The sequence below is a fragment of the Nocardia wallacei genome (assembly GCF_014466955.1).
In the GTDB taxonomy this organism is placed as follows: Bacteria; Actinomycetota; Actinomycetes; order Mycobacteriales; family Mycobacteriaceae; genus Nocardia; species Nocardia wallacei.
Map to the genome: position 1 here is coordinate 2519821 of NZ_AP023396.1, position 16488 is coordinate 2536308.

At 69.7% G+C, this 16488-nt stretch carries 18 protein-coding genes, 2 tRNA genes and 1 pseudogene; 12 read left to right on the forward strand and 9 right to left on the reverse strand.

Features of this window, described 5'->3' with window-relative positions:
* Positions 1 to 37 precede the first annotated feature (37 nt).
* From NWFMUON74_RS11430 to NWFMUON74_RS11460, 7 genes are all read right to left on the reverse strand, one after another.
* The gene (locus tag NWFMUON74_RS11430) at positions 38 to 487 is read right to left on the reverse strand and encodes a hypothetical protein (RefSeq protein WP_187687787.1); all 450 of its coding nucleotides are present in this window, start codon (positions 485 to 487) and stop codon (positions 38 to 40) included.
* Between the two features lie 148 nt (positions 488 to 635).
* Positions 636 to 1118, reverse strand: coding sequence for a TIGR03668 family PPOX class F420-dependent oxidoreductase (locus tag NWFMUON74_RS11435; protein WP_197987051.1), 483 nt, complete (start codon positions 1116 to 1118; stop codon positions 636 to 638).
* A 15-nt stretch (positions 1119 to 1133) separates the two neighbouring features.
* On the reverse strand, positions 1134 to 1550 hold the full coding sequence (locus NWFMUON74_RS11440) for a nuclear transport factor 2 family protein (protein WP_187687789.1): 417 nt from the start codon (positions 1548 to 1550) through the stop codon (positions 1134 to 1136).
* Positions 1551 to 1608: 58 nt separating this feature from the next.
* Positions 1609 to 1679: transfer RNA gene (locus tag NWFMUON74_RS11445), tRNA-Arg, on the reverse strand.
* 12 nt (positions 1680 to 1691) lie between these two features.
* A tRNA-Leu gene (locus NWFMUON74_RS11450) sits at positions 1692 to 1764 on the reverse strand.
* A 27-nt stretch (positions 1765 to 1791) separates the two neighbouring features.
* Positions 1792 to 2076 (reverse strand): YciI family protein, encoded by a 285-nt coding sequence (locus tag NWFMUON74_RS11455; protein ID WP_187687790.1) that lies wholly within the window; start codon positions 2074 to 2076, stop codon positions 1792 to 1794.
* Positions 2077 to 2093: 17 nt separating this feature from the next.
* The gene (locus NWFMUON74_RS11460; protein WP_187687791.1) at positions 2094 to 2702 is read right to left on the reverse strand and encodes an amino-acid N-acetyltransferase; all 609 of its coding nucleotides are present in this window, start codon (positions 2700 to 2702) and stop codon (positions 2094 to 2096) included.
* Between the two features lie 116 nt (positions 2703 to 2818).
* Between NWFMUON74_RS11460 and pgsA the strand changes: the two genes are divergently transcribed.
* The 8 genes from pgsA (at position 2819) to NWFMUON74_RS11500 (ending at position 9236) form a co-directional block, all read left to right on the forward strand.
* Positions 2819 to 3478 carry a CDP-diacylglycerol--glycerol-3-phosphate 3-phosphatidyltransferase gene (gene pgsA / locus NWFMUON74_RS11465; RefSeq protein WP_425300543.1) on the forward strand — a complete coding sequence of 220 codons (660 nt, stop codon included), beginning with the start codon at positions 2819 to 2821 and terminating at the stop codon, positions 3476 to 3478.
* The gene (locus NWFMUON74_RS11470; RefSeq protein WP_425300542.1) at positions 3475 to 4014 is read left to right on the forward strand and encodes a CinA family protein; all 540 of its coding nucleotides are present in this window, start codon (positions 3475 to 3477) and stop codon (positions 4012 to 4014) included. The genes pgsA and NWFMUON74_RS11470 overlap by 4 nt, the downstream gene beginning before the upstream one ends.
* A gap of 54 nt (positions 4015 to 4068) precedes the next feature.
* Positions 4069 to 4473, forward strand: a complete 405-nt coding sequence (locus NWFMUON74_RS11475; RefSeq protein ID WP_187687792.1) for a helix-turn-helix domain-containing protein — start codon at positions 4069 to 4071, stop codon at positions 4471 to 4473.
* Positions 4474 to 4683: 210 nt separating this feature from the next.
* Positions 4684 to 5502, forward strand: a complete 819-nt coding sequence (locus NWFMUON74_RS11480; RefSeq protein WP_187687793.1) for a PspA/IM30 family protein — start codon at positions 4684 to 4686, stop codon at positions 5500 to 5502.
* 1039 nt (positions 5503 to 6541) lie between these two features.
* Positions 6542 to 7363, forward strand: a complete 822-nt coding sequence (gene pspM, locus NWFMUON74_RS11485) for a phage shock envelope stress response protein PspM (protein WP_187687794.1) — start codon at positions 6542 to 6544, stop codon at positions 7361 to 7363.
* A 134-nt stretch (positions 7364 to 7497) separates the two neighbouring features.
* Positions 7498 to 7671, forward strand: a complete 174-nt coding sequence (locus NWFMUON74_RS11490) for a hypothetical protein (RefSeq protein ID WP_187687795.1) — start codon at positions 7498 to 7500, stop codon at positions 7669 to 7671.
* A gap of 129 nt (positions 7672 to 7800) precedes the next feature.
* The gene (locus NWFMUON74_RS11495; RefSeq protein ID WP_187687796.1) at positions 7801 to 8964 is read left to right on the forward strand and encodes a glycosyltransferase; all 1164 of its coding nucleotides are present in this window, start codon (positions 7801 to 7803) and stop codon (positions 8962 to 8964) included.
* Positions 8965 to 9041: 77 nt separating this feature from the next.
* Positions 9042 to 9236 carry a DUF3046 domain-containing protein gene (locus NWFMUON74_RS11500; protein WP_187687797.1) on the forward strand — a complete coding sequence of 65 codons (195 nt, stop codon included), beginning with the start codon at positions 9042 to 9044 and terminating at the stop codon, positions 9234 to 9236.
* A gap of 63 nt (positions 9237 to 9299) precedes the next feature.
* Here NWFMUON74_RS11500 and NWFMUON74_RS11505 read toward each other — a convergent pair whose 3' ends face one another.
* A complete protein-coding gene (locus NWFMUON74_RS11505; protein WP_232110967.1) occupies positions 9300 to 10706 on the reverse strand; it encodes an MFS transporter in 1407 nt (468 codons plus the stop codon).
* A 99-nt stretch (positions 10707 to 10805) separates the two neighbouring features.
* Here NWFMUON74_RS11505 and NWFMUON74_RS11510 point away from each other — a divergent pair, with 99 nt between their 5' ends.
* From NWFMUON74_RS11510 to NWFMUON74_RS36865, 4 genes and pseudogenes are all read left to right on the forward strand, one after another.
* A complete protein-coding gene (locus NWFMUON74_RS11510; RefSeq protein WP_187687799.1) occupies positions 10806 to 11843 on the forward strand; it encodes an Lrp/AsnC family transcriptional regulator in 1038 nt (345 codons plus the stop codon).
* Positions 11844 to 11979: 136 nt separating this feature from the next.
* Positions 11980 to 13023, forward strand: a complete 1044-nt coding sequence (gene recA / locus NWFMUON74_RS11515) for a recombinase RecA (RefSeq protein ID WP_187687800.1) — start codon at positions 11980 to 11982, stop codon at positions 13021 to 13023.
* 465 nt (positions 13024 to 13488) lie between these two features.
* A pseudogene (recX, locus tag NWFMUON74_RS35990) lies at positions 13489 to 14037 on the forward strand (recombination regulator RecX); the annotation flags it as partial.
* Positions 14038 to 14208: 171 nt separating this feature from the next.
* Entirely contained in the window at positions 14209 to 14418 is a 210-nt protein-coding gene (locus NWFMUON74_RS36865) for a RecX family transcriptional regulator (protein WP_232111152.1), read from the forward strand.
* 40 nt (positions 14419 to 14458) lie between these two features.
* Here NWFMUON74_RS36865 and NWFMUON74_RS11525 read toward each other — a convergent pair whose 3' ends face one another.
* Positions 14459 to 16477: a hypothetical protein gene (locus NWFMUON74_RS11525; protein WP_187687801.1), complete on the reverse strand. Its 2019-nt coding sequence runs from the start codon at positions 16475 to 16477 to the stop codon at positions 14459 to 14461.
* Positions 16478 to 16488: the final 11 nt, after the last annotated feature.

Consider the following 16488-nt stretch of genomic DNA (forward strand, 5'->3'; position numbering starts at 1 on the left):
GCTCGGGCCGCGGAGCGCATGGCGGCAATCGACGCCGCTACCAGCGCAGATTGATGCCGCGCGTGAACAGGAATCCGTGGCCCGTGGCGTTGTTGGTGCAGGTGGCCCGCTGGTCTCGGGCGGCGCAGGTGAAATCGCCGACCGTGAGCGCGGTGTCGTCGGGGAGGATATAGGCGGGGCGGGCGCCGCTGAAGAGGCCCTCTTTCAGGCAGATCAGTTCGGCGGCGGCGTAGCCGAGCGTCATGGTGGGTTCGGTCGGCTGGTCCGTCTCGTTCGACTCGCAGCCGGTGCGGCTGCGCCCGTGTGTGGCGAGCTGCTGGCAACCCGCTGTCGCGGGGAGCTCGGACGACGGGGTGTCCTGGATACCGCAGCCGACGCTACCGTCCGCCGTGGTGAAGAAGTACCCGTCGGCGTGGCGGTAGCGGCCGGGGTCGACGGCCGCGACGGCGGCCGCCGAGCCGGCGAAAAACGTTGTGCTGATGAACATTCCGAGACCGGACAGTGCAACGGCACCGGCCAGAACGTGTGCGCGCAATGGAACCCCTCGAATTCGGCCCTGCTCCGGCATTGGCGGCCACCATACCTGCCACCGGCCGCGGACGGCGAATTACGAAGGGGTGAGTGCTAACAGCTAGTTACTCCAGGTTCGAACCGGACGGTCGCATGACGGAGCCGGGGTCGGTGGGGTCGAGATCGCCTCCGTCGCTGTAGGACCAGCCACGCACGGTTTCGGCGTCGATTCGAATCACCGGTCCCTGTGGCCGGTTGCCTTGGTACTGCGGGTATTTGGCGGTGAGCCAGGCGATCGGCTCCGCGCGATCGGCGGGCTCGGTGAGAATGCGCGCGGCACCGTCCAGCCGCACCCACCACAGTCGGGTCCAGTCCTCGTCGTACTCGTCGGCCAGCACGGACGCCCGGTCGCGGGCCGCGATATTGGACAGTCGCCGCAGCTTCGTCGTCGTTTTCGGTTTGTGGTCCACCGCGATCACGACGACCGGTGCGTCCGGGGCGACCGCGAAGGTGACCGGCACCAGATGTGGTTGCCCGGCGGCGCTCACCGTGGCCAGGCGCGCCACCCGGGCCGCCCGGAAACGCCGCAGGGCCTCCCGTTCGTCCAGTCGCACCCGTCCAGGTTAGGCGCCGGCCGCCTCGCGCTCGAGTTGCTCGGCCGCCTCGCGCTGGATCCGGTCGAATTGCGCGCCCATCGCCTCCGCGAGCGCGGTCGCCGCCGAGAGCGGGCGCACCATCACCATCAGGTCCGCTACCTTGCCCGCATCGTTCACTCGCACGAAGTCGCAGCCGGTGAGCCGCTTGCCCCGCACGGTCGCCTCGAACATCAGCGCCGCCTCGCGCCCGTCCGCATCGGCGATCTCACGGACGTAGCGGAAGTCCTCGAACACCCGCATCACACCGCGAATGATCGCCGCCGTGATGGCCTTACCCGGATACGGCTTGAATGCCACGGGGCTGGTGAACACCACGTCGTCGGCCAGCAGCGCCTCGATGGCCGCCGCGTCGTGGGATTCCACCGCTTGCCGGAACGGATGCATCTGGACCTCGCATATGCAACTGGTTGAATAGGTTTCGTCGCCATACTAACGAACGTCGTGTGCCCCGAGAGGACTCGAACCTCCAACCTGATCCGGAGTCAGGTGCTCTCTCCGCTGAGCTACGGGCACATGGCCTCTCGGTTCCCTCGGCGAGATCGAACTCGCACCGGCCGGTACCTGAGACCGGTGCCTCTACCATTTGGGCTACGAGGGAGGGACACGGAATCGAATTTCCCGGCTCTCAGTCGGCGAAGGCGCCCATGACCGGCTGCCACTGCACGAATCGCTTGGCGTCGATCACTCCCTGGCGCGCGAACGGATCCTCGGCCAGCAGCTTCTCCATGGCCGCGGCGTCGGCGGCGCGGAACAGGATCAGCGCGCCCGAGCCGTCCGGGTAGGGACCCGTCGACAGCACCACGCCCTGATCCACCAGCCCGGACAGCCACGCCCGATGTGCGGGCCGGTGCTCGTCGCGGGCGGGCGCGGTGGCCGCGGAGTAGGTGTAGTGGACGGCGAAGATCGGCACGGAGAACTCCCGGACGGCTAGAGGGTCAACAACATTCGAGTATTGCCGAGGGTGTTCGGCTTGACGTAGCTGAGATCGAGGAACTCGGCCACACCGGTGTCGTAGGAGCGGCACATCTCGGCGAACACCTCGGCGGTGACGGGTGTGCCATCGATCTCGGCGAACCCGTGCCGCTCGAAGAAGTCCACCTCGAAGGTGAGCACGAACAGCCGCCGCAACTCCAGCTCACGCGCCGTCGCGATCAGCTTGTCGACGATCAGGCGGCCGATGCCCTTGCCCTTGACACTCGGGTGCACCGCCACCGTGCGCACCTCGCCCAGGTCCGCCCACAACACGTGCAAGGCGCCGCAGCCGACCACCCGGCCGTCCACCTCGGCCACCCAGAACTCCTGCACCGCCTCGTACAGCGTGACGAGATTCTTCTCCAGCAGGATCTTGCCGGCGTAGACGTCGACCAGGGTCTTGATGTCGGGCACATCCGAGGTCCGGGCGCGTCGCACGATCGGGTCGCCCGCCCCGGCCCTCGAAGCCGGCTCGGGGGCCCGCGCGGTCACGGCGGGCTGGGGAGCGCGGTCGTCGGGCACGGCGTCGCCGATCGAATCACTGTGCGAGGCCCGTGTCGTCATGGGGTGCACAGTAGTCGGCTGGACAACCGATAGTCTGGTGGAGTGCCGCACCGCCAGCCCGTCTCCGAGCCCCCACATTCCGGGGTCCGGCATGGCGTGATCGGGCGGGGGTGCCGGTGAGCGTGCAGAGCGACGACATGGACAGTGCCTGGGTCGACGCGGGCCGAGTGCGGGCGAATCTGGTCTCCCCCACGCCTCGCACCGTCGAGCCGTCGGCGGTGCCGCTGATGAACATCGCCAACGTCCTGACCGTGCTGCGGATCCTGATCGTGCCGCTGTTCCTGCTGGCGTTGTTCGCCGCGGGCGGGCACGACACCGGCTGGCGGATCGCGGCCACGGCCCTGTTCGGGATCGCGGCCGTCACCGACCGCATCGACGGGCAGCTGGCCCGCAAATACGGCCTGGTCACCGACTTCGGCAAACTGGCCGACCCGATCGCCGACAAGGCGCTGATCGGCTCGGCGCTGATCGGGCTGTCGGCCCTCGGCGATCTGGCCTGGTGGATCACGCTGGTGATCTGCGCGCGCGAGATCGGGGTCACGCTGCTGCGGCTGGCGGTGGTCCGGCGCGGCGTGATCCCGGCCGGTCGCGGCGGCAAACTGAAGACGCTGGTGCAGTCGCTGGCGATCGGCGTGATGCTGCTGCCGCTGTCGGGCGCGTTCCAGACCGCCGGACTGCTGCTGATGTATGTCGCGGTGGCGCTGACCGTGGTCACCGGCCTGGACTATGTGGTGCAGGCCGCCCGGCTCCGATTCGGCCCGGTCCGGCGGTCGTGACCGCGGTGCTGCCGCCGAACAGCGATCCGCTGGTCGCGGCGATTCCCGCCACCGAACTGGTCCGGTCGCTGCGCCGGGCCGAGCTGACCCTGGCCACCGCGGAATCGCTCACCGCGGGCCTGCTCGCGGCCACCGTCGCCGGAGTGCCCGGAGCCAGCACGGTGCTGCGCGGCGGACTGATCGTCTACGCCACGGATCTGAAGCACACCCTCGCCGGAGTGAGCGAACACACGTTGGTCACCGACGGACCGGTCGCCGCGAGCACCGCCGAACAGCTGGCCGTGGGCGCGCGCACCGCCTGCGGCGCCGACTGGGGCGTGGGCCTCACCGGTGTCGCCGGACCGGATGCGCAGGACGGACACCCGGTGGGCACGGTGTTCCTCGGCCTGGCCGGGCCGGAGAGCACCGAGGTGTTGCGGTTGAAACTGTCCGGCGACCGGTGGACGATCAGGATGGAAGCGGTGCGTGCGGCCGTGCGCGAACTCGTCCGGAGTCTGGGATCGCCGGCACCCGGGAACCAACCGGGTGGCGGGTGACGTTGTCACTGCAGGAACTCGGGTCCGGCGAGTAATGAACGTGAGGAGAACGAGATGACGCTGCTGCGAGAGGCCATCGGGGAAAGTCTGCGGCGCGCTCGGATCGCGCAGCGCCGGACCCTGCGCGAGGTATCCACGTCCGCGCGGGTCAGTCTCGGTTACCTGTCCGAGGTGGAGCGTGGCCGCAAGGAGGCCTCCAGCGAACTGCTGGCGGCCATCTGCCAGGCGCTGGACCTGCCGTTGTCGCGGGTGCTGTCGGATGTGAGTGCGGCGATGGCCGAGGCGGACGGGGTGCCCGCGCAGCCGGTGCCCGCCGTCGTGCCCGCGGCTCCGGCCGCCGCGCCCGCCGACGCCGCGGTCGCGACCGTGTCGGTTCCGCTCGGCGCCATCGCCGAGGACACCCGCATCGTGATCCCGGCGCCCAGGGCGGAAAAGCTGGTACTGGTACAGGCGAAGTGAGCAGGAGTTGCCGGCGCCGACACCGTTCGGCGCCGGCAACGCTGTACGACGGAGCGGAAACGGATAGATTCTCTATAAGCGTTCGGTAACCGGCGGGGTCCTGCCCATACCGGTGCCGCGCGGTGGAGGATAGGGACAACGGGGTGCGTGACGGTCGCGCACTACAGTCGCGCGGGAGCGCGGCGTGTCAGATGGAGGCGGGATCAATCGATGGCTAATCCGTTCGTCAAGGCCTGGAAGTACCTCATGGCCCTCTTCGATTCCAAGATCGAGGAGCACGCGGATCCGAAGGTCCAGATTCAGCAGGCTATCGAGGAAGCTCAGCGCCAGCACCAGGCCCTGTCGCAGCAGGCCGCGTCGGTCATCGGCAACCAGCGCCAGCTGGAGATGAAGCTGAACCGCCAGCTCGACGAGGTGGAGAAGCTCAACGCCAACGCCCGGCAGGCGGTCATGCTCGCCGACCAGGCGCAGGCCGCCGGCGACTCCGAGAAGGCGATCCAGTACACCAACGCGGCCGAGGCGTTCGCCGCGCAGCTGGTCACCGCCGAGCAGTCCATCGAGGACCTCAAGGTGCTGCACGACCAGTCGCTGCAGGCGGCCGCGCAGGCCAAGAAGGCGGTCGAGCAGAACGCGATGACGCTGCAGCAGAAGGTCGCCGAGCGCACCAAGCTGCTCAGCCAGCTCGAGCAGGCGAAGATGCAGGAGCAGGTCAGCGCCTCGCTGCAGTCCATGGACTCCACGCTGTCCGCGCCCGGCAGCACCCCCAGCCTGGACGCCGTGCGCGAGAAGATCGAGCGCCGGTACGCCAACGCGCTGGGCGCCGCCGAACTCGCGGGCAACTCGGTGCAGGGTCGGATGCTCGAGGTGCAGCAGGCCAGCGTCCAGATGGCCGGGCACAACCGGCTCGAGCAGATTCGCGCCTCCATGCGCGGTGACTCGCTGCCCGCCGGTGACTCCGCCACCCCGCAGGCCGTCCCGAATCCGGCCGCACAGCCGCAGATCGACAAGGGCCAGACCGCGCAGCAGTAACGCTCGCCCGCCGGAGAGGTACGAGGTGATGGGTAGATCGCGGGCCCGCCACGAGCCCGCGGTCGACCGCGCCCGCGGACCGGAACGCGGTCGTCGGGCAGGCGGCAGTGCGGGCGGCGAGCCTCGTGGTCCCGGCCGTCCCGTGGTCGAGGAGTCCGCCGAGCCCGCTTGGAAGGGCTTGTTCCCCTCCGTGTTTCGGCGTTCCCCGGGCGAGCGCAGCGATGCCGCGACTACCGTCGAGAAAGGTCCCGCCTTCGAATCGGTTGCGAGACCGGGCAACCACGCAGTCGAAGACAGGGATGTCTTGCCGCCCAACCCTTCCCGTACCGACCCAGATCCCACCCTCGGCTGGATCCCCACGGGACCCTCGTCATCCAGCGGGGCCTCGCACGCCGATTCGCCCGGCACGAGAGCACCTTCCGACCCGCCTCGCCCATCCGGGCAGCGGCCGCCACACCCGGAACCGCCCGGCGGGGCCTGCCCCGACACACCTGGCGGGAGCGCGGGTTCGTCGGATCGCGAGCGGTCCGTCCGGTTCGGCGACGCCGGTGCTGTCCAGGGGACTACCGCTGTCGGAGCACACGCCGGACGGCATGACCGCGTGGTGCTCGACGACCAGCGAGTTCGCGGCGCGGCCGGAATCGGTACGGCCGCAGCAGACGCGAGCACCTCCGGCCGTAAGCGGTTCGGGCGTGGCAGTGGAGCGACCAACCGCGAGCGCATCCAGGACCCTTCTGCCACGGCCGCTCGACGCAACGAGAATAGTGCCGCCGACCGCGAGCGCAGCCATGGGAGTGCGGGGCGCGAGGAGGGGACTGTCGCGGGCCGCGAGCGCATCCAGGACCCGGCTGCCACGGCCGCTCGACGCAACGAGAGAAGTGCCGCCGACCGCGGACACAACCATGGGGGTACGGCGGCGGCCGGTCGGCGCCGGGAGGGGAGCGTCGCCGACCGCGAGCGCAACCGCAGAGGTGCGGCGGCTGATCGGAAGGCGGCCGAGCGCGCGGGGAATCGGAAACGGACTGCGCGCGAGAGGTTCGTGCGCGAGGTGCTGGCGCAGTCCGGTGTGGCGGAGGAACAGGTCGACCAGGCGCGGCGGTTGCCGGATACGTTGCGGGAGGTCGGGGAGACCGCTCTACACGCGGTGCGGAAGTGGGCCGATCCGCGAGAACGGGAATTGCGGCGGCGTCGGCGGGTGCGGCGGCGGAGTCTGCGGCTGAGTGCCGCCTCCGGGCTGACGGCGCTGGGCACGGCGGGACTGGTGGTCGTCTCGGCTCCGGCGTGGGCCGTCATCGTCGTCGGCAGCGGTGCCGCCGCCCTGGTGACGGGCGCGGCCGTGACCACCAAGCGATACTTCGAACTCCGGCGAAACCCGTTGCCGCCCGCGGCATTCGTACCGCGCAAGCTGCCGCCGATCCGCTCGGCCGCGCGGGACCCCATCGCCCGGCTGGTCCGGGCCGAGCGCGCGTTCTACGCCGTGGGCAGGCAGATCGCCCACGGCGGCCGACTGCCCGAGGACGATCTCACCGACACCGTCGAAACCGCCGATTCCGCCGCTGCCGCCCTGCACGCGCTGGCCGCCGACATCGTCGCCATGGAGCACGCCGCCGGGCTGGTGGCACAGTGGCAAACCCGGTCCGGATCGTCGCCGTCCGACCCTGTCCGCGCTACCGTGGCCCGGTTGCTGGACGGTGTCGCGGAGTACGAGGAACTGGTCGCGTCCGCGAGCCGGGTGCTCGCCGTTCCCGAAAGTCCGGCGTTCCCCGACGATCTGGGCTGGGCGATGGCCGACCTGCGCGACGCCGCCGATCGCCTCGACGGCTGGGCCCAGGCCCTCACCGAACTTGCCGACCGGCACTGACCGCGGTCTAAGGGACAACCCTGATCTTTCCCCGATATCGGTTGTGACCTGGTGATTTTCGGGCCTCGGCTTGCCAGTATGGAGGAGTCGGATCGCGCTGACGGCGGTTCGGAAACCTTCGGGAGGAAGTGGACATGTTCTGGAAGATCCTGGGCGTCGTCGCGCTCGTCTGGCTGGCGCTGATCGTGATCGGTGCGCTGGTCAAGGCGCTGTTCCCGATTCTGATTATCAGCCTCGTGGTGTTCGGGCTGTACCTGCTGTACAAGGCGATGTCGGGGTCGAACAAGTCGACGGTCAACAAACTGTAGACGTCCCTGTGCCAGGGGCCGCGGGCCGTTCGGTGTCGTCACCGGACGGCCCGTCGTCATGTGTGCCGGACCCTTCGTGAACCACGGGTTGTGGCGGGCGGGCGCGGGGAATGTGGCACCCTGGGGCGCATGCGAGTGGCTGTCATCGCGGGGCCGGACCCTGGTCATGCGTTCCCGGCGATCGCGCTGTGCCTGCGGTTTCTCGCGGCGGGCGACGAGCCGGTGCTGTTCACCTCGCCCGTCTGGTTCGATGCCGCCCGGGCGGCGGGTGTCGGGGTGCGGCGGCTGAAAGGACTCGCCCCGCGCCCGCAGGACGATCCGGGCGACGCCGGGCAGCGCATCCACCAGCGCGCCGCGCACATCTCCTCCGAGATCCTGCCCGAACTGAGCGCGATGCTGCCCGAACTCGTGGTATCGGACGTGCTCACCGCGGGCGGGGGCATGGCCGCCGAACGACTGCGGGTGCCGTGGGTGGAACTGTCGCCGCATCCGCTCTATCTACCGTCGAAAGCGTTGCCCCCCATCGGAAGTGGGCTCGCCCCCGGCGAGGGACTGCGGGGCCGGGCCCGGGACGCGGTGCTGCGCGGTCTGTCCGCCCGGGCGATCCACCGCGGCGAACAGCAGCGCTCCGCGGCCAGGGTGAGCGTCGGCCTGCCTCCGGGCGATCCCGGACCGCGGGCGCGACTGATCGCGAGCCTGCCCGCGCTGGAGGTTCCCCGGCCCGATTGGCCCGATCACGCGCACCTGGTCGGCCCGCTGCTGTGGGAACCGACCGACGATGTGCTGCCGCTGCCACCCGGCGACGATCCGCTGGTCATGGTGGCGCCCTCGACGGCACATACGGGCGTGGCGAACATGGCCGAGAGAGTGCTCGACGCCCTCGACGGCGCCGGTGTGCGGGTGGCGGTCTCGACCATCCACACCCCGCCCGCGCACCTTCCGCCCTGGGCCACAGCGGGTTTGGGCCGCCAGGACGAACTGCTCCGGCACGCCGACGTGGTGGTCGGCGGCGGCGGGCACGGCCTACTGGCGAAATCCCTGCTCGCAGGCGTCCCGATCGTGACGGTGCCCGGCGGCGGCGACCAGTGGGAACTGGCGAATCGCGCCGCCCGCCAAGGCAGTTCGACAGTCGTCCGCCCGTTCACCGACGAGGCGATCCGCTCGGCGGTCCGGCACCTGATAGACAACCCGTCGTACCGGCACGCCGCCGAAGCCGCCGCGGCCACCGCCACCGCCGTCACCGACCCGATCGAAATCTGCCACCGAGTCCTCCACACCGCCCGCGCCCACTGACCCCCGCTCCGGCTCGACACGCTGCCTCGGTTCGGGTGCGGGAGGTGGGGTGGGGCGGGGCGGGTACCCTCGGCACGGTGCGATTGACTGATTTTCGGGAACTGTTGCACGCGGAGTTCGGGGTGGTTCGCGGCGATTCGCTGCTGAACGACCATGTGCTGCTGTCCATGGGTGGGCGGACCGGTGCTCAGGCCATCGAGGCCGGGGTGGATCCGCGCGACGTGTGGCGCGCGCTGTGTGCGGAGTTCGACGTGCCGCGCTCCCACTGGTGAGCCCGCCGAGCCGGCCTCGAGGCCCGGCCGCGTACCGGCCGGACCCCGAGGCGTGAGCGCAGGTCAGGCGACCGGCACCCCGGTGTCGCGCACCGGGGCCTCCGGCACCCGGACTCGCCGGTGGAACAAGGCGAAGGCGGCGATTCCGAGCACCAGTCCCACTCCGCTCGCCACCACGACCGCCGCGTCCAGTCCGTCGACGAACCGGGGCAGGTCGGGCCGCCCGCCGCCGGCGACGCTGCGAAAGACCGTGCCCAGTATCGCGACTCCCAGCGCCATACCCAGCTGCCGGGCGGTATTCACCGCGCCCGCGGCGGTCCCGCTCAGCTGCGGCGGCACCGCCGCCATCCCGACCGCCACCAGCGACGGCGCCACCGACCCGACCCCGACACCGATCACGATGAATCCGGGAATCAATGCGGCCCAAGAGGATTCGGCGTCGATGCACCCGAGCAGCCCGGCGCCCGCACCGATCACGATCAACCCGCCGCCGATCGTCCACTTGGGCGCCAGATCATGCAGCAGCCGACCGAGCGCGCCCGACACCACGAACGCGGTGATCGCCATGGGCAGCATCGACAGCCCGGCATGCAGCGGCGAGAGCCGCAGCTGCTGCTGCAGCCACAGCGACAGCAGCGGACTGGCCGCGAACGCCGCGAAGTTGAGTCCTGCCGCCGCGAGCAGGGTCGCACCGAATTCGCCGTTGCGCAGCAGTGCCAACGGGAATATCGGTGCCGCACTCCGTGTTTCGACCACCGCGAACAATACGGCCGCGAGCACCCCCACGACCAGTGCGACCAGCGCCCGCGGATCGGCCCAACCGTGCTCGCCCCCGCGAATGATGCCGAAGGTCACCGCCGTCGCCGCCACCGCGAACGCCGCCATCCCGGCCACGTCGACACCGCGGTCGGTGTGCCGCGCCGAAGGCCCGAACACCAAGGCGGACAAGACGATCGCCACCGCCGCGATAGGCAGGTTCACGAAGAAGATCCACCGCCACGACAACAGATCGGTCAGCACGCCGCCCAGCACCACCCCGATGCCGGCCGCCGCACCCGCCACCGCACCCCAGGCGCCGAAGGCGACGCCACGATCGCGCCCGGTATAGGTGGCGTGCAGCAGCGACAGCGTCGTCGCGAACATGGCCGCGCCGCCGACGCCCTGAAAAGCCCGCGCCGCCACCAGGATCGCGGAGGACTGCGCGGTCCCGCAGGCCAGCGAGGCGGCGGTGAACACGACCAGTCCGGCCAGATAGGTGGGTTTGGCGCCGAGCCGGTCGGCCAGCGCACCGAGCACCAGCAGCAGCGCCGCCAGCGCCAGCGCGTAGCCGTCGATGACCCACGCCAAACCGGACAACCCCGTACCCAGATCGTCGGCGATGTCGGGCAGCGCGATATTCACGATGGTGACGTCGATGAGCAGCATCAGCGTGCCGAGGCACGCCGCGAACAAGGGGAGCCATTTCCGCATGGCGACCTCCGGAACCTCGAACGAACGATATCGACGCCCAGCGTGCGGCATGCTTGAATATCCACCTACTAATCCGCCACATCACGTTGGATTCCGCACATGCCCCTCGAAGATGACGAAGAAACCTCCGTGCTGGATCTGCTCGACAAACAGATCGTGCACGGACTGGTCACCGACCCGCGCATCCCGTTCGCCCGCCTCGCCGCGATTCTCGGCGTCTCCGAGCAGACGGTGGCGCGGCGCTACCGGTCGATGCGGCAGCGCGGCATGGTCCATATCGCCGGTCTGGTCAATGCCGTGCCGCTGGGAAGTACCCGCTGGATGGTGCGGGTGCGATCCACCCCGGACAAGGCGCTGCGGCTGGCCGAGTCGCTGGCCCGGCTGCCCGATGTGAGCTGGGTGTCGCTGCTGTCGACCGGATCCGAGGTGACCTGCATGAGCCGCCCGCGCACGCTCGAACACCGAGACCGGTTGCTGCTCGACACACTTCCGCGCACCAGCCAGGTGGTCGGGCTGGCCGCGTACGAGATCATGCACCGCTTCCCGCTGGACGAGGAGTGGCCGCGCTACGGACGGCTGCTGACCGAGCCGCAGCGGCGTGAGCTGGGCCCGCCGCGGCGGCGGAGCTACGACGCCGGTCCTGGGGAGGCGATGGATCTCTCGCCCGGCGACGAGGCGATGCTGGCGCTGCTGGCCCGGGACGGCCGGGCGTCCTACGCGCAGTTGGCCGCCGAAACCGATTGGAGCGCAACCAGAGTCGCGCGTCGAATGGCCGAACTCGAGCAGGCGGGAGTGTTGTATTTCGATCTCGACTTCGCCCTCGAGCGGATGGGCTACGCGACGCGCGGCATGTTGTGGCTGCGGGTGCGTCCCGCCGCGCTGGACATGGTGGGCCGGGCGTTGGTGACCTGCCCGGAGGTGACGTTCGTCGCGGCCACGACGGGTGCGACGAACCTGGTGGTATCGGTGGTCTGCCGCCACATCGCGCACCTGTACCGCTTCGTCACCGAGCGCCTGGGCCGGCTGGACGGCATCACCGACATCGAGATCACCCCGGCGCTGCGCGTGTTCAAACAGGCTCAGGCGCTGCTGCACACGGGCCACGTCACCCTGGTGCCGCAGGCGAAACGCGGATAGGCGGTCGCGTGTCGGGCGCGTCGCTTGCCTCGAACACGTGTTCGTCTAAGCTGTGCGGCAGAACTTGTCGGTGCCGCCCTCTAACGTGGGCGCCAACCACAGCACGAGACCCACCCGTCGAGAAGGGGACCAGACGATGGCACCACAGGCTTACGACCGCGACAAGGCGCTCGAACTGGCGCTGGCACAGGTCGAGAAGAGCTTCGGCAAGGGCGCCGTGATGCGCCTGGGCGAGGAGGCGCGCCAACCCATCTCGGTGATCCCGACGGGTTCCATCGCGCTGGACGTGGCCCTGGGCCTCGGTGGCCTGCCGCGCGGCCGCATCGTCGAGATCTACGGCCCGGAGTCCTCGGGTAAGACCACCGTCGCCCTGCACGCGGTCGCCAATGCGCAGGCCGCCGGCGGTGTCGCGGCGTTCATCGACGCCGAGCACGCGCTGGACCCCGAATACGCCCGCAAGCTCGGTGTCGACACCGACGCGCTGCTGGTCTCCCAGCCCGATACCGGCGAGCAGGCGCTCGAGATCGCCGACATGCTGGTCCGCTCGGGCGCCATCGACATCATCGTCATCGACTCGGTGGCCGCGCTGGTACCGCGCGCCGAGATCGAGGGCGAGATGGGCGACAGCCACGTCGGCCTGCAGGCCCGCTTGATGAGCCAGGCGTTGCGCAAGATGACGAGCGCGCTCAACAATTCGGGCACCACCGCCATCTTCATCAACCAGCTGCGCGAGAAGATCGGCGTCATGTTCGGCTCGCCCGAGACCACCACGGGTGGTAAGGCGCTGAAGTTCTACGCCTCGGTCCGCTTGGACGTGCGCCGCATCGAGACACTCAAGGACGGCAGCGACGCGGTCGGCAACCGCACCCGCGTCAAGGTCGTCAAGAACAAGGTCTCGCCGCCGTTCAAGCAGGCCGAGTTCGACATCCTCTACGGCCACGGCATCTCCAAGGAGGGCTCGCTCATCGATATGGGTGTCGAGCACGGCTTCGTCCGCAAGTCGGGCTCCTGGTACACCTACGAGGGCGACCAGCTCGGCCAGGGCAAGGAGAACGCGCGCAAGTTCCTGCTGGAGAACACCGACGTGCGCGACGAGATCGAGAAGAAGATCAAGGAGAAGCTCGGCATCGGGGCAGATGTCACCGCAGACGCGGGCGCCGAGGCGCCCGTCGACTTCTAGCCGATGCCCGACCGGGAAGCGTCGGGGTCTCGGGATGACCAAGACCCCGGCGCGACTCGGCTCGAAGCGGTAGAGCGGCTGCGCCGCCGGACGGAGCAGTCGGAGCGCGGGAGAGCCGGGGGCGCGGCTTCGGTGGGTGGCCAGGTGCTGGGGCGGGCCAAGGCGGTGTGCTTGCGGCTCTTGATCGATCAGCGAGGGGTCGATCGGGCGAGGTTGGCGGAGGCTTTGGCGGCCGAGGGATATGCGGACCAGGTGATCCGGCAGGCCCTCGACCAACTGGTCGAGGCTGGTCTGCTCGACGGCTGTGAAGTACCGCGTTTGGAAGTACCGCGTTTGCCACCTGCCGAGGGGCAGCGTCGGCGTGGTAGCGGTCGGTCCGTCCCGCGGAACCTCTCCGCTGCACCCGTGGCGGGAGATATTGCGCCACAACCAGTTCCGGATGCTTCGGCGGCTGGATCACCGGAGGTGGAGGAGCGGCGGCGTGGCAGGGCGAGGCATGGCCGGGAAAGGCGCAGTCAGGAAAGGCGCGGCGCCGATGAACAGGGGGCCGGGGGTGGGACCGAGGCTCAGGCCAAGGAGTTGTGCCTGCGGTTGTTGACCGATCGGGCGCGGAGTCGGGCCGAACTGGCTGAGAAGTTGGCGGGCAAGGGGTTCGCGACCGAGGTCGGGGAGCGGGTGTTGGATCGGCTCGCCGAGGTGGGGCTTGTTAACGACGCGGCATTCGCCGAGCAGTGGGTGCATTCTCGGCACACCTATGCGGGCAAGGGGAAGAAGGCCATCGCGCTCGAGTTGCGCCGCAAGGGCGTGGACCCGGCCGACGCGGAACCGGCGCTCGCGGGCGTCACCGCGGAGTCGGAGATCGACCGTGCCGCTGAACTCGTGCGCCGGAAACTCAATTCCCTGCCACCGGATCTGGACCGCGACAAGGCGACCCGCCGCCTGGTCGGCATGCTGGCCCGGCGCGGCTACAGCCAGTCGACGGCCTACGCCGTGGTGAAGGAGGAACTGTCCACCGTCGAGTTCGCGCCCACCCCGAGTGCTCCGGCCTCCCGGCCCGCAAGTACACCGCGACCAACTTCGGCCCCACCTCCGGGCGAAGATCCCAGCGAGAATCACGAACCCGAGGCCAGCGGAACAGTTACTCGCCGCACGGCCCGTAGCGGCGGCCTCGCCCGCGACATCCCGATGCAGCGCGGCAGCGGCGACGACGCTGAGGACGAGCACCGGTCCGCCACCGAGCTGGTACGTCGGAAGCTGCGCACCCTCTCGCCGAACCTGGAGCAGGACAAGGCGATACGCCGTCTGGTCGGCATGCTGGCCCGGCGCGGCTACAGCCGGTCGACGGCCTACACCGTGGTCCAGGCGGAGCTGTCCGCACGCGAGTCCGAGCGCTGATTCCGACTACCTGCGGGCACGCCACCTTCCCTGCCCGGCATCACCGCCGCGACAAACTGCCCGCGCTGGCCATGGGCCCCGGCGGCACTCGGTCCGCACCCCAGCTGCGATGCACGTAGCCGACCACACGGTCCAGTTCCTCGCGCCCCACCGCCGCCGACTCGCCCGGCTCCAGCGGATCGAAATGGAAGATATAGAGCCGCGACGCGAACTGCTCGAACGGCAGCGACGCCTCGCCGAACCGTTCCCCGTGTCCGGCGGTGCCGACGACCACACCGTCGCCCCAGTCCTGACCGCTGTCGTTGTTCGGGTTGTAGAAGTAGACCCGCATCGTGTCCTGCGGGTCGAGGCTCACCCGCAACACGGTGATCGCGTGCCAGCCGATGAACCGGGCCGCGCTGTCGGTGACGGCGACACCGGCCGGCTGTGGGTGGATCAACGGCTGATTGCCGTTGTAGAAGGGGTGATAGGCGGCGTAGAAGTGGCGGAGGAACTCCTCGAGATCGGTCAGATTACCCGTCGCCACATCGACATTGATGCGGAAGCCGCGCCCGGACCACCAGCCGTGGAACTCCGGATTGACCCAGCGGTGCGGATCGCCCTCGCGGTCGACGCAGCGCCGCCCCATCTCGGTATAGATCCGGTCCAGATGCGGAACCACCAGCAGTGACACCGGATCCAGGTCGGACGGCAGCCCGGCGGCCATGCCCGCACCACTTTCCCGCGACGAGATCGGCTGCCCTTCGAAATGCATGACGATCTCGTCGTCACGCGCCGCCCAGGCGACCGTCTGCAGCAGGTAATCCGGATCGTTGTACGCCCACATCGACAAGGCTCGCGCCGATTGACAGGTCGGATTGTCGCCCTGCCCGACCCCGAGCGGCTGACCCAGAATGGACAGCACGCCCGCCAGCAGCCACGCCCGCGGCTCGGGCGCGGGGCCGAACACCGCTGTCAACCGCTGCCGCGCGTGCGGCGACAGCTGCAATCCCAGCTGCCGCCACATCCCCGGCGCCACGGGCGGCTGGTACAGGATGCCGCGCTCCAGCAGCAGCGCCAGCCCGTAGATGCACTGCGCCGTCTCGACATGCACGACATCGTCGATGAGCTTGCGCACCAGTTCGTGATAGCAGAGCAGGCAATCGCGCCCGGTGTTGGACAATCCCAGCGCCTCGGCGAGCAGGTATTCGCCCTTCCCGAGCAGGAAACGCAGCAGCACAGCGTGATACGGCGAGACCAGTCCGGTGTCGTGCATGGACCGCGCGAAACCGGCCGCCTCGAACTGCAGCGTGCCGTCGTCCATCGTTTCCAGCCGGGCGCGGTACACCTCCACGCCCGGATCCTCCCGGCAGGCGTCGGTGGTGCCGTAGAGGCTGCTGATCAACCGGTCGGCGCCGAGTCCGGTGGCGCCCAGATCGATGTCCGGATTGCTGCGGGCCACGGCGATCTGGGTGATCATCCGCTTCACCGCGTCGACCTGGATCGGGCGCTGCCGCAGTATCCGCCAGATCTCGTCCACCAGGTGCTCGAGCACCTTCTCGTACCCGACCTCCTCGACCAGGTAGCCGAGCAGACTGCGCGACACCTGGGCCATCCGCCCCTGCTGCGTCCGCTCGACCTCCGTGGGCGGCGTCAGCAGCAGGGTCAGGTTGGCCGCCAGCACCTGCGAAAGATGCTGCTGCGCCTGCTCTGCGGTGATCAGGGGATGCGCGTAGGCGCCCTTGGCCACGGCCAGCAGGCGCAGGTCGCTCACCGTCTCCAGCACCACCGTGTCGGCGTTCGGACTCCGCAGTGACCCGGTGCTCAACGCCGGAATCAGAATCTGCGGAGACGCCCAGTCCGTGCCGAGGAACAGCCCGGAGTCCTCGATCTGCTCGGCGCGGTGCCGAATCGCGGCGCATCCGCCCGGGATGAGCAGCACTCGGCGCAGGGCGGCCAGCATCCGGGACAGTCTGGTCTGCTTGCCGAGATCGCTGGCGTCCGCGAGGGATCGCGTCGCGTCGTCGAGCTGGGCGAGCCGCCGGTCCAGGGTCGCGCTGTCGCTGCTGGGTGAACTCAATTACAGGACCC

What these genes read in the sequence shown, in the direction of transcription:
- NWFMUON74_RS11475 (WP_187687792.1), top strand. Translation starts at nt 4,069, where the DNA reads ATGACGCTGCTGCGAGAGGCCATCGGGGAAAGTCTGCGGCGCGCTCGG.
- NWFMUON74_RS11505 (WP_232110967.1), bottom strand. Translation starts at nt 10,706, where the DNA reads ATGCGGAAATGGCTCCCCTTGTTCGCGGCGTGCCTCGGCACGCTGATG.
- recA (WP_187687800.1), top strand. Translation starts at nt 11,980, where the DNA reads ATGGCACCACAGGCTTACGACCGCGACAAGGCGCTCGAACTGGCGCTG.
- NWFMUON74_RS11440 (WP_187687789.1), bottom strand. Translation starts at nt 1,550, where the DNA reads ATGCATCCGTTCCGGCAAGCGGTGGAATCCCACGACGCGGCGGCCATC.
- NWFMUON74_RS36865 (WP_232111152.1), top strand. Translation starts at nt 14,209, where the DNA reads ATGCAGCGCGGCAGCGGCGACGACGCTGAGGACGAGCACCGGTCCGCC.
- NWFMUON74_RS11490 (WP_187687795.1), top strand. Translation starts at nt 7,498, where the DNA reads ATGTTCTGGAAGATCCTGGGCGTCGTCGCGCTCGTCTGGCTGGCGCTG.
- NWFMUON74_RS11460 (WP_187687791.1), bottom strand. Translation starts at nt 2,702, where the DNA reads ATGACGACACGGGCCTCGCACAGTGATTCGATCGGCGACGCCGTGCCC.
- NWFMUON74_RS11510 (WP_187687799.1), top strand. Translation starts at nt 10,806, where the DNA reads ATGCCCCTCGAAGATGACGAAGAAACCTCCGTGCTGGATCTGCTCGAC.
- NWFMUON74_RS11430 (WP_187687787.1), bottom strand. Translation starts at nt 487, where the DNA reads ATGTTCATCAGCACAACGTTTTTCGCCGGCTCGGCGGCCGCCGTCGCG.
- NWFMUON74_RS11480 (WP_187687793.1), top strand. Translation starts at nt 4,684, where the DNA reads ATGGCTAATCCGTTCGTCAAGGCCTGGAAGTACCTCATGGCCCTCTTC.
- NWFMUON74_RS11495 (WP_187687796.1), top strand. Translation starts at nt 7,801, where the DNA reads ATGCGAGTGGCTGTCATCGCGGGGCCGGACCCTGGTCATGCGTTCCCG.